Raw genomic sequence first — 10,269 nt, forward strand, 5'->3', positions numbered from 1 at the left:
CGATGAGCCACGACCGGTACGACGACGCCGCGCGCGAGCGCCTCGTCGAGGAGCCCCCCAAGCGGGTCGACGCACCGGTGCGCACGCCGTTCGAGCGCGACCGCGCGCGGGTCGTGCACGCGGCGGCGTCGCGACGGCTGGCGGCCAAGACCCAGGTGATGGGGCCGCAGGCCGACGACTTCGTCCGGAACCGGCTCACCCACAGCCTCGAGGTCGCCCAGATCGCCCGGGACCTCTCCCGGGCGCTGGGCAGCCAGCCCGACATCGCGGAGACCGCCGCGCTCGCGCACGACCTCGGCCACCCGCCGTTCGGGCACAACGGCGAGCGGGTGCTGGCCGAGCTGGGTGAGGCGTGCGGCGGGTTCGAGGGCAACGCCCAGACCCTGCGGATCCTGACCCGCCTGGAGGCCAAGACCGACGGCGCCGGTCTCAACCTGACCCGCGCCACCCTCGACGCGTGCACCAAGTACCCGTGGCCCCGTTCCGAGGCCGAGGAGCCGCAGGGCGTGCACGCCGACGGGTCGCCGCGGTTCGTCGTGAAGTTCGGGGTGTACGACGACGACCGGCCGGTCTTCGACTGGATGCGCCGCGGCGCCGACGGCAGCCGCCAGTGCCTCGAGGCGCAGGTGATGGACCTCGCCGACGACGTGGCGTACTCGGTGCACGACGTCGAGGACGGCGTGGCCGCCGAGCGCGTCGACCTCACCGCGCTCGACGAGGCGGCCGTCTGGCAGACGGTCCGCGACTGGTATCTCCCGGACGCCGGCGACGACGTGCTCGACAAGACCCTTGCCGGGCTCCGGAGCGTCGGCAGCTGGCCGCAGACGCCGTACGACGGGGGCCGGCGCTCGCTCGCCGCGCTCAAGAACCTCACCAGTGACCTCATCGGCCGGTTCTGCGGGGCGGTGCAGCACGCGACGTTCGCCGCGGGCGACGGCCCGTTCGTGCGGTACGCCGCCGATCTCGTCGTGCCCGAGGAGACCCGGCTCGAGATCGCCGTGCTCAAGGGCATCGCGGCCCACTACGTGATGCGTGCCGACGACCGCGTCGCGTTGATGGAGCGCCAGCGCGAGCTGCTCGCCGAGCTGGTCGCACTGCTCGCGCACCGCGGCCCGGACGCGATGGAGCGGCAGTTCGCCGACGACTGGTCGGTCGCCGCGGACGACGCGGACCGGCTGCGCGTCGTCGTCGACCAGGTCGCCTCCCTCACTGACCAGAGTGCGGTCGCGTGGCACGCCGCGCTGCGGGGGCGGGCATGAGCGACCCGCTGGTCTGGCTGCCGTTCGACCCCGCCGAGCTGGGGGACCCGCCCGCCGGCCTGCGCTACGAGGTGGTCGACCCGACCGAGCGGGTGCCCGACTCCGTCGGGGAGGTGCGGTTCTACGTGCCGCCGTACCAGGTCGGGGCGCGCGTGGCCGAGGTCCTGCCCCGGATGACGTCGCTCGAGGTCGTGCAGACGATGACCGCCGGCGTGGACAACCTCCGCGGCGCGATCCCGGACGGCGTGCTGCTGTGCAACGGCCGCGGCATCCACGACACCTCGACCGCCGAGCTCGCGGTGACCCTGGTCCTCGCGAGCCTGCGCGGGGTGCCCGGCTTCGTGCGCGACCAGGACCGGCACCGCTGGCGGACCGGCTGGCACCCCGCGCTCGCGGACAAGCGGGTCGTGATCGTCGGGTACGGCGCGGTCGGTGCGGCCGTCGAGCGGCGGCTGCTGGCGTTCGAGGTCGAGGTCGTGCGCGTCGCCCGCAGCGCCCGCGACGGCGTGCACGCGATCACCGAGCTGCCCGCCCTGCTGCCCGAGGCGGACGTCGTGGTGCTCGTCGTACCCCTCACCGAGGAGACGCGCGGCCTCGTGGACGCGCGGTTCCTCGGCGCCCTGAAGGACGGCGCGCTGCTGGTGAACGTCGCCCGCGGCGCGGTCGTCGACACGGCAGCGGTCGTCGATGCGCTCCACACCGGCCGCCTGCACTACGCGACGGACGTGGCCGAGGAGGAGCCGCTGCCCGAGGACCACCCGCTGTGGGACGCGCCGAACCTGCTCGTGTCGCCCCACGTCGGTGGCGCGAGCAGCGCGATGTGGCCCCGGGCGCACCGCCTGGTCCGCGACCAGCTGCGCCGCTACGCGGCCGGCGAGGACCTGGTGAACGTCATGTCCGGCGCCTACTGAGCGGAGACCTGCCAGCGGATCCGCTGTCGGTGGTGGAGCGAGCGACCGGCGTGTCGAGACCTGGACATAGACTCCGCGACGTGGCAGGACGGATCCGCGAGGAGGACATCGCGACGGTGCGCGAGAAGGCGCGCATCGACGACGTCATCGGGCAGTACGTCACGCTCCGCAACGCCGGCGGCGGCTCGCAGAAGGGGCTGTGCCCGTTCCACGACGAGAAGTCGCCGTCGTTCAACGTCAACCCGGCCCGGGGGTTCTTCCACTGCTTCGGCTGCGGTGAGGGCGGGGACGTCATCACGTTCCTGATCAAGATCGACGGCCTCAGCTTCGCCGAGGCGGTCGAGCGGCTGGCCGACAAGTACGGCGTCCAGCTCCGACGCGAGGACGACACCTTCCCGACCGAGCGGCCCAAGGGCCCGTCGCGACGGCGGCTGCTCGAGGCGCACGAGGTCGCGCAGGAGTACTACGCCGAGCGGCTCGGCACGCCGGACGGGCTGGCCGGCCGGCAGTTCCTGGCGGAGCGCGGCTTCGACCAGGCCGCGGCGGAGACCTTCGGCATCGGGTTCGCCCCGAACGACGGCCGCGCCCTCAGCCAGCACCTGCGCGGCCGAGGCTTCAGCGTCGAGGAGATGACCGTGGGCGGCCTGATCGGCCCGTCGGGCTACGACCGCTTCCGCGGCCGGTTGCTCTGGCCGATCCGCGAGTCCAGCGGCGAGACGATCGGGTTCGGCGCCCGGAGGCTCTTCGAGGACGACCGCGTCGAGGCGAAGTACCTCAACACCTCCGAGACGCCGATCTACAAGAAGAGCCACGTGCTCTACGGGATCGACCTCGCCCGGCGGGAGATCGGTCGCTCGTCGCAGGCGGTGATCGTCGAGGGCTACACCGACGTGATGGCCTGCCACCTCTCCGGGGTCGGCACGGCGGTCGCCACCTGCGGCACGGCGTTCGGCGACGACCACTCGCGGGTGCTGCGCCGGTTCCTCGGAGACGATCGAGTCACGAAGGGCGAGATCATCTTCACGTTCGACGGCGACGCGGCCGGGCAGCGAGCAGCGCTGAAGGCCTTCGGCGGCGACCAGAACTTCGTGTCCCAGACCTACGTCGCGGTGGAGCCGGACGGCTTGGACCCGTGCGACCTGCGGATCAAGAAGGGCGACGCCGCGGTCCGCGAGTTGGTGGCCCGGCGCGTGCCGCTCTACCGCTTCGTGCTCTCCAACGTCGTTCGCAACTACGACCTCGACCGGGCCGACGGTCGAGCGGACGCCCTCCGCGAAGGCGCCCTACTGGTGTCGAGCATCCGGGACAAGTCCAAAGTCGAGGCCTTCACTCGAGCGCTGGCCGGCCTGATCGGTCTCGACATCGACGATGTCCGGGACGAGGTACGCCGGGCAGCGAACCGCCGGCCCGGTCCGGACGTCCGCACGCCCGAGGCGACGCCGGCTCCGCGATCGAACGTCCCCGACCTGCACGACCCGCGCTTCTCGACCGAGCGGGAGACGCTGAAGCTGGTCATCCAGCACCCGATGACGATCGGCCGGCTCACGTCCGAGATCGGGGCGAATGACTTCACGCACCCGACGTACCGTGCTGTGTGGGAGCTGGTCGTCGCCGCCGGCGGCCCGGGCGCCGGCGTGGGCGACCCCGGCTGGGCGACGAAGCTCCGGGACGCCGCGGCGAACCCCGCCGTCTCGTCCGCGATCAGCGCGCTCGGGGTCGAGCCGCTGCTCATGGAGCCCGACGCGGCGTACGTGACCCAGCACCTGGTCCGGCTCCAGGAGCTCACCGCCGCCCGTCGCATCGGCGACATCAAGTCGAAGCTCCAGCGCACCAACCCGGTCGAGCACCCCGACGAGTTCAACCGGATGTTCGGCGAGCTCGCCGCCCTCGAGGCGCACCGCCGGGCGCTGCGGGACCGGCTCACGGGGCCGGCCTGATGGGGCTGCGCCGCCGGTCCCCGATCCGGGTGGAGCGAGGGGAGAAGCTGCTCGCCGACGCGGTCGCCGAGGAGGCGCACCTCGGCGGGACGCGCGACGCGCTCTACGTCGTACGCAACCTCGGCGCCTCCCTGGCCCTGGAGGAGACGCTGCGCATCCCGTGGGAGGACGTGCAGGCGGCCGACTGGGACGCCGAGACCGGCACGCTCCGGGTCAGCGAGGTCGGCACCTGGGGCGAGCAGCGCCCCGAGCACGTGTTCACGCTGGCCGAGCCGGGCCTGCTGCTGGAGCTGGTCCGCGAGCGGGTCACCGCCAGCGTCGTCCTCCAGCGGCACGTCCCGATCAACGGCCGCCGCGGACTCCGCGTGGTCGCTCGCCGGGCGCCGCACGGTGACCGCCCCATCAGCTGGATCTACGAGTTCGACGCCGGCATCGACCCCGACGACCCCGCCGTGCGCAAGGCCGCCGAGGAGGCCCTTGCGGCCGCCCGCGCCGAGGTGGGCATGCCCTGAAGGCGTGGTTTCGGGACAGGTCGCCAAGGACCACGCTGCCGCGCCGGGCCGAGCCGAGTGCCTCGACCGACACGGCTGACCTCGATTTTTCCTGACGGACCCGGATTGCTAACCTGTGCGGGCTGCACCGATCCCCTGTAGCTCAACTGGCAGAGCATTCGGCTGTTAACCGGAGGGTTGTTGGTTCGAGTCCAACCGGGGGAGCAGAAGAACGGCCTGACCTGCGACGATCGAGTTCGCTGGTCAGGCCGTTCGACGTTGTCGTCCACGCGGTCGCTGGCCGCGCCCTCGGTGGTCGCTACGACGACCTGGCGGTCTTCTTCGCGACGCTCGCCTTCCTGGCCGTGGTCTTGGCCGTCTTGGCCGTCTTCCGCGCGGGGCGGGTCGACTTCTTGGCGCCGCCGGCCGACTTCTTCGCCGCCGTCTTCGCGGTCCGCGTCGCCGCGCCGGTGGCGCGGGCGGCCACGTCCACTCCGTCGGGCGGGAACCACACCATCCTCGTCGCCTTCATCTTCGCGGCCAGCGACGCGCCCCGCGCAGCCCACCGCCCCCGGTCTCCGACGCTCCGGACCGCGTCGGTGACGGGCTTGGCCCTCCCGAGAACTGGTTTGGCCTTCTCGGCAAGCGGTCGTGCCTTGTCGGTCACGGGCTTTGCCCGGTTCGTGAGGCCGCTGACCTGACTTCTGAGCTCCATCATTTCTTGGTTCTCCCTCCCCGACGTGAGCGCCCGGTCGGGCGCTTCCACTGCGACGCGGCGGCGGTGACCGCCGGCCGTCAGGGTCATCACCTCTGACGTGCCCGTTCGAGGACGGACTACTCCTGCTCGTCCTCCCACTGTCCGGCCCAGGCATGCACGGCATGCTGCGGGCCGGGGTTCCCTCGGCGCGTGGTCGCTCCTCCGGTGGGTTCTCCGGAGGACCGGGAACCCACCGGAGGGAGGATCGGTGAGCCCCCGGGGCTCAGCGGTGCAGGAGTCCCGACTTCTTGTTGTTGCCGGTGATCGCCGAGGCGACCATGACCAGCACGGCCGCGCACGCGATGGCGACGATCCAGCGGACCCAGTCGACACCAGAGGTGCCGTTGCCGCCGAAGGCGGTGTAGATGTACCAGCCGATGACAACTCCGCCAATGCCGCACACGATCGTGAGCCACAGCGGGATGTTGTCCCTGTCGCCGGGGGCGACGAACTTTCCGAGCAGGCCGATGATGATGCCAGCGACGATGACGCCGATGATCTCCATGGCGATTCTCCCTCCCGGGCCGACGGGGTGTCGTCGGCCTCTCCTGTAGGGCTCTGTACCCGGCTCCGTCGAACGGAATGCGCGTTGGTAGTGGGGCCGAGGACTGGGGACGTGGCCGGTGGACCGGCGGCGGTCACGCGAGGTGCAGCTTGTGGCGCACCCTGTCCATCCGCGACCGGCGCCCAGGCACGGGTGTCTTCTCGCGCGCCGTGGTGGCGGCGTCGACGAGGACGTTCTTCGCGTTCCTTGGCGCCGCCCCGGACGCCGGCGGTCGCCGACCCCATGGTCTCGGCCGCGCGCTTTGCGCCCTTGCGGCGCTTGGTCTTGGCCGACTTCCTCGCTGACTTCGCCGACGCCGAGCTGCGTTCCTGGATCCCCTTGACGGGGTGTCGTACCTCGCGAGGAACGACCAGCTGCCCAGCGGTCTGGAACAGCCTGCGGGACAGGAAGAGGATGGGGATCCCCAGGGGCAGCAGGATCAAGGTGACGCACAGCAGCGCCCCTACCAGGCCCAGCAGCCCTCCGAGTAGCCCGAGCAGACTTGCTGCGGTCCACCGCAACGCTCGCATGGTCTCCCCCTCACGCGGGTTCGGTGAGGTCGACGAGCCGCTTCATCATCGGCACGCTCGGGAACGCGTCGCCGCGGACCTTCTCCATGAGCACCGCCGCATACGCGGGCACGTCGTCGGGCAGCAGCAGCTCCTCGACGAGGTCCATCATCGTTCCCGAGGGGTAGGGGTCTGCAGCGATCTTCTCGAGCAGCAGGTCGACGAGCCGCGCCCGCGAATCCATCCCGCCCTGGTTGCCGCCGTTGCCGCCGTTGCCGCCACCGTTTCCACCGTTGTTCGCCATCGTGTCTCCCTCCACGTTCTTCCGCTCCCGATCGGATCTGATGACGTACCCGCTCGCCATGAAAGGGATGCCCCCCAGATCACCCTGCCCGGCCGACGTGCGCTTCTCGGGTGGGCAGACGGGTACTGGTGAGTTGAGGATGCACAGCCGGGGTCCGGCGCCGCGGCTGGGCAGGGAGGAGCAGCAGGAGATGAGCGCCGACCTACCGACGGGGCGGCCCAGCGACCAGGAGCGGAGCCACGGGGCAATGGCCGGCGGCTCGGCGAACGACGGAGCCTGGAGGTCGCGCCCGTCGTTGACGGTGTGGAGCTACGACACTCCGCGCGCCGCCGCGGCCGGGACGTTGCGGTTCGGCGAGCTGGTGCGCAGCGGCTCCGTCTCTCCGATCGACGCAGTCACCGCGATGTGGGTGCCCGGGAGCCACCGCCCCTGGATCGGCCAGCTTCGGCAGACCGGCTCCCCCCGCTCCTCAGGGCCGCTCGGCGCCGCCCTCATCGGTCTGGCTCGGGTGCTGCTCGGCCCGGAGAGGCTCGAAGACGAGTTCGCTCGCGTCGCTGACGCCCTTGCAGGGACGGGCGTGGAGGTGGAGTTCCTGCAGAAGGCACGGTCGCTGACTGCGCCGCCTCGGTCGACGTTGATGGTGCTCTCCGCCGGCGTGGATCTTGACGTGGTGCGCCCTGTCGTCGAGCGAGGCTTGTCGCGCGGCGACGTCGTGCTGCTGCATGCTCTCCTTCGCGAGGACTCGTTGGAGGTGTTCCGCGAGGCGCTGAACGAAACAGGCCTGCGAGAGGGTGCAGATCGTTCAGGCGAGCCTGCGGGAGTGGCGGACGAGATGACAGCGAGGTTCGAACATGACCACCCCGACCAACCCTGACGCGCTGCCCGAGAACGACGAGCCACTCTTCGACGAGGTCGTCGAGGAGCTCGGCTACAACCCCGCGCACCCCGAGGAAGCACCTGCCGACTCGACCGACGGCGGGCCCGAAGACCCTGATCCGTCTGGTACCTGAGCGCATGGGCTGCGGGTCGACAACGCAGGTCACCCGTAGGGGTGCCCTCGACCTTTCGCGGTTTAGTGGCCTAGACCGCGGGTACCGCGATGGTCAGGGAGGAGTCGCGACGTGTTGCTCGGGAGGGGTGGCATCGCGGCTGTACTAGATGTCTGCCAATACGAAGATTGCTGCCGGTGTAGCCGGCGGATACCTGCTCGGCCGGACCAAGAAGATGCGCCTGGCCATGATGCTCGCCGGCGCGCTCGCCGGAAAACGACTGTCCACGCAACGCCAGGAGCTGTTGTCGCAGGGCCAGAAGCTGCTGTCGGGCAACCCGCAGTTCAAGGAGCTCCAGGGCCAGCTCACGGGGCGCCTGGCAGAGGTCGCCCGCGAAGCCGCGCTTGTTGCTGCCGCATCGCGTGTCGAATCGTTGACGAAGTCGCTGCAGTCGCGGAAGTCCGACGAGGACTCGGCTGAGGACGAGTACGACGACGAGTACCAGGACGACGAGCCCGAAGACGAGCCCGAAGACGAGTCCGAAGACGAGTCAGAAGACGAGTACCAGGACGAGGACGAGGCTGACGACGAGCCCGACGAGCCCGACGACGAGGCTGACGACGAGTACGAGGACGAGGACGCGCCGGAGGACGAGGCCGACGACGAGGCCGACGACGAGGCCGACGACGAGGCCGACGACGAGGCCGACGACCAGCCGGAGGAGCAGCCGGAGGACGAGGCCGACGAAGAGCCGGAGGACGAGGGCGAGGCCGAGCCGGACGACACGGAGGAAGAGCAGCCCCAGCGGCGTCGCCGCTTGTCCAGGTCGCCGCGCAAGGCTCCGGCGAAGAAGGCCGCCGCCAAGACGGCCCCGGCGAAGAAGGCGTCGTCGTCGAGCTCGACCGCGCGGAAGTCTGCGTCGAGCTCCACCGCCAAGAAGGCACCGGCGAAGAAGGCGTCCTCGTCGAGCTCGACCGCGAAGAAGTCACCGTCGAGCTCCACCGCCAAGAAGGCGCCGGCGAAGAAGGCCGCCGCGAAGAAGACGTCCTCTTCCTCGGGCTCGCAGTCGGGTTCGACGACGAAGAAGGCCGCCGCCAAGAAGGCTCCGGCGAAGAAGACCACCGCGCGAAAGGCGCCGGCCAAGAAGGCACCGGCCAAGAAGACCGCGTCGAAGCGGTCGACGGCGAAGAAGACCTCGAGCTCGCGGTCGGGGCGGTGATCGGGCATGGCTAGCAGTGGTGGCAGCGGCCGGCTGAAGTCGGCCTCCGGGGACCTGTTCTCGACTCTGAGCGAGAAGGCGCTGAGCACGGTCGGCGACAAGCTGACCGGGCTCACCGACAAGCTGGAGGACGTCGCAACCGGCAACCCGTCCGCGAAGGCAGCGCTGGGATCGGCGAAGTCGACAGCGAAGGGCGAGGGCCCGGTGAAGGGCGCCTTGAAGGGCGCGGCGTCGGCGGTGAAGGACAAGATCCCCGGTCTCGGTGGCGGCTCCAGCGGCTCGGGCGGTGGCTCCCCGAAGGCCACGAAGGCGACGAACATCATCGAGCAGGTCGATGTCGGCGCCCCCGTGCGTGTGGCGTACAACCAGTGGACCGAGTTCGGCGGGTTCCCGACCTTCATGAAGAAGGTCGAGAACGTCGACGCCGAAGAGGACAACAAGATCGAGTGGAAGGCCCAGATCTTCTGGTCGCACCGCAACTGGGAGGCGACCATCCTCGAGCAGGTTCCTGACGAGCGCATCGTGTGGCGCTCCAAGGGCGACAAGGGTCACGTCGACGGCGCGGTGACCTTCCACGAGCTCGGTCCGAACCTGACCCGGATCATCGTCGTGCTCGAGTACTACCCCCAGGGCTTGTTCGAACGGACCGGAAACCTGTGGCGTGCCCAGGGCCGGCGTGCCCGCGTCGAGCTCAAGCACTTCCAGCGTCACGTCATGACGCGCACCATCCTGGACCCCGACGAGGTCGAGGGCTGGCGCGGCACGATCGAGGACGGCGAGGTCGTCCAGAGCCACGAGGAAGCCCTCGAGGAAGAGCAGGCCGACCAGGACGAGCAGTCCGAAGGGGGCGACTCCGAGGAGTACGAGGACGAGCCCGAGGACGACTACGAGGACGAGTCCGACGAGGGGGCCGAGGAGGACGGCGAACCCGAGGACGAGTACTCGGAAGAGGAGTCCGAGGACGGCGAGGACGAACCCGAGGACGAGTACGCCGACGACGAGGCCGAGGACGAGTACGCGGACGACGAGGCCGAGGACGACCAGGGCGCCGAGGACGAGGGAGCCGAGGACGACGAGGGCGCCGAGGACGAGTACGCGGACGAGGAGTACGCGGACGAGGAGGCCGACGACGAGGGCGCCGAGGACGAGGGAGCCGAGGACGAGGAGGCCGAGGACGACGAGGGCGCCGAGGACGAGCCCGAGGCCGAGGACGACTACGCCGACGACGAGGCGGAGGACGAGTACGAGGAGTCCGAGCCCGATGAGGGCGACGCGGAGGACGAGGGAGCGGAGCAGGACGAGGAAGAGGCCCCGAGGCCGCGCTCGCGCCGCAAGCGCGCGAGCTGACT

At 70.8% G+C, this 10,269-nt stretch carries 11 protein-coding genes and 1 tRNA gene; 9 read left to right on the plus strand and 3 right to left on the minus strand.

All coding sequences use genetic code 11. From position 1 onward, the window contains the following. The first annotated feature begins 2 nt into the window (after positions 1–2). The 5 genes from ACVW2K_RS12485 (at position 3) to ACVW2K_RS12505 (ending at position 4,823) form a co-directional block, all read left to right on the plus strand. A complete protein-coding gene (locus ACVW2K_RS12485) occupies positions 3–1,259 on the plus strand; it encodes a deoxyguanosinetriphosphate triphosphohydrolase (RefSeq protein WP_457202739.1) in 1,257 nt (418 codons plus the stop codon). Next, complete coding sequence (locus ACVW2K_RS12490; RefSeq protein WP_457202740.1) at positions 1,256–2,170, plus strand: 2-hydroxyacid dehydrogenase; 915 nt, start codon at positions 1,256–1,258, stop codon at positions 2,168–2,170. Before ACVW2K_RS12485 ends, ACVW2K_RS12490 begins: the two co-directional genes overlap by 4 nt. A gap of 80 nt (positions 2,171–2,250) precedes the next feature. Beyond that, positions 2,251–4,107: a DNA primase gene (dnaG, locus tag ACVW2K_RS12495; protein WP_457202741.1), complete on the plus strand. Its 1,857-nt coding sequence runs from the start codon at positions 2,251–2,253 to the stop codon at positions 4,105–4,107. Beyond that, positions 4,107–4,619 (plus strand): hypothetical protein, encoded by a 513-nt coding sequence (locus ACVW2K_RS12500; RefSeq protein ID WP_051549256.1) that lies wholly within the window; start codon positions 4,107–4,109, stop codon positions 4,617–4,619. Before dnaG ends, ACVW2K_RS12500 begins: the two co-directional genes overlap by 1 nt. A 131-nt stretch (positions 4,620–4,750) precedes the next feature. Further along, positions 4,751–4,823: transfer RNA gene (locus tag ACVW2K_RS12505), tRNA-Asn, on the plus strand. 94 nt (positions 4,824–4,917) lie between these two features. On the opposite strand, the gene ACVW2K_RS12510 is transcribed toward ACVW2K_RS12505, so the two are convergent. The 3 genes from ACVW2K_RS12510 to ACVW2K_RS12520 all read right to left on the minus strand — a co-directional run bounded on the left by ACVW2K_RS12510 (position 4,918) and on the right by ACVW2K_RS12520 (position 6,727). Continuing rightward, positions 4,918–5,403: a hypothetical protein gene (locus ACVW2K_RS12510; RefSeq protein ID WP_457202742.1), complete on the minus strand. Its 486-nt coding sequence runs from the start codon at positions 5,401–5,403 to the stop codon at positions 4,918–4,920. 175 nt (positions 5,404–5,578) lie between these two features. After that, a complete protein-coding gene (locus ACVW2K_RS12515) occupies positions 5,579–5,860 on the minus strand; it encodes a GlsB/YeaQ/YmgE family stress response membrane protein (RefSeq protein ID WP_028637695.1) in 282 nt (93 codons plus the stop codon). Between the two features lie 579 nt (positions 5,861–6,439). Further along, a complete protein-coding gene (locus ACVW2K_RS12520; protein ID WP_457202743.1) occupies positions 6,440–6,727 on the minus strand; it encodes a hypothetical protein in 288 nt (95 codons plus the stop codon). A 175-nt stretch (positions 6,728–6,902) separates the two neighbouring features. Here ACVW2K_RS12520 and ACVW2K_RS12525 point away from each other — a divergent pair, with 175 nt between their 5' ends. From ACVW2K_RS12525 to ACVW2K_RS12540, 4 genes are all read left to right on the plus strand, one after another. Then, positions 6,903–7,586: a hypothetical protein gene (locus ACVW2K_RS12525; protein WP_457202744.1), complete on the plus strand. Its 684-nt coding sequence runs from the start codon at positions 6,903–6,905 to the stop codon at positions 7,584–7,586. Next, on the plus strand, positions 7,564–7,722 hold the full coding sequence (locus tag ACVW2K_RS12530) for a hypothetical protein (RefSeq protein ID WP_457202745.1): 159 nt from the start codon (positions 7,564–7,566) through the stop codon (positions 7,720–7,722). The genes ACVW2K_RS12525 and ACVW2K_RS12530 overlap by 23 nt, the downstream gene beginning before the upstream one ends. 148 nt (positions 7,723–7,870) lie before the next feature. Further along, positions 7,871–8,920, plus strand: coding sequence for a histone H1-like repetitive region-containing protein (locus ACVW2K_RS12535; RefSeq protein WP_457202746.1), 1,050 nt, complete (start codon positions 7,871–7,873; stop codon positions 8,918–8,920). 6 nt (positions 8,921–8,926) lie between these two features. Then, entirely contained in the window at positions 8,927–10,267 is a 1,341-nt protein-coding gene (locus ACVW2K_RS12540) for an SRPBCC family protein (RefSeq protein WP_457202747.1), read from the plus strand. Positions 10,268–10,269: the final 2 nt, after the last annotated feature.

This window comes from Nocardioides sp. HB32, assembly GCF_054058995.1.